Below are 857 nucleotides of genomic sequence, written 5' to 3'. Positions count from 1 at the left end.
TCGGGCTGGGTGCGGGTGAGGGTGGGGATGAGGACGGGCGGGTGCGCGGGCGGGGTGTCGAGTGCGTCGAGGGTGTGTTGGGCGCCCGGGATCAGGACGGGGTCGGGGCCGATTTCGATGTAGGCGGTGGTGTGGGGTGCGGTGTGGGTGATGGCGGGGTGGAAGTGGACGGGTTGGCGGATGTGGTTGGCCCAGTAGTCGGGGGTGGTGATGTCCTTGCCTGCCGGCTGGCCGGTGAGGTTGCTGATCAGGGGGATGTGGGGTGGGTGGTAGGTCAGGTCGTGGATGGCGGTGGCGAAGTCGTCCAGGATCGGGTCCATCAGGGGGGAGTGGAAGGCGTGGGAGACGGTCAGCTGTTTGGCCTTGCGGCCGTGTGCCTTCCAGGTCTGGTGGATCTCGGCCACGGCCTGTGCCGGTCCGGAGATGACGGTGCTGGTGGGGGCGTTGAGGGCGGCGATGGTGACCTGGCCGTCGTAGGGCGCCAGGAGGCCGGCTGTTTCTTCTGCGGTGGCTTCCAGGGCGGTCATGGCGCCGCCGGGCGGCAGGCCGCCGAGAAGGGTGGCGCGGGCGGCGACCAGGCGGCAGGCGTCCTGGAGCGAGAAGACGCCCGCCACGTGGGCGGCGGCGATTTCGCCGATGGAGTGGCCGATCACCGCGTCCGGGCGTACACCGCTGGCGTCCAGCAGCCGGGCCAGCGCCACCTGGAGGGCGAACAGCCCGGCCTGGGTGTAGGTGGTGTGGTCCAGCAGGCCCGCCTCCGGCTGGGAGCGCAGCACCACGTCGGCGAGCGAGTGCTCCAGATGCGGGTCGAGCAGGGCGCACACCTCGTCGAACGCCTCCGCGAAGACCGGGAAACG

General features: G+C 71.1%; 1 protein-coding gene. It reads right to left on the bottom strand.

Annotated features, from left to right (window positions below; genetic code table 11):
• A partial coding sequence (locus PV419_RS52925) for an acyltransferase domain-containing protein (protein ID WP_319701255.1) occupies positions 1 to 857 on the bottom strand: 857 nt, incomplete at both ends.

The organism is Streptomyces sp. ME19-01-6, assembly GCF_033793745.1.
Lineage (GTDB): Bacteria > Actinomycetota > Actinomycetes > Streptomycetales > Streptomycetaceae > Streptomyces.
Note: the sequence above shows the minus strand (reverse complement) of the source record. Positions and strands in the feature narration are given on the sequence as shown.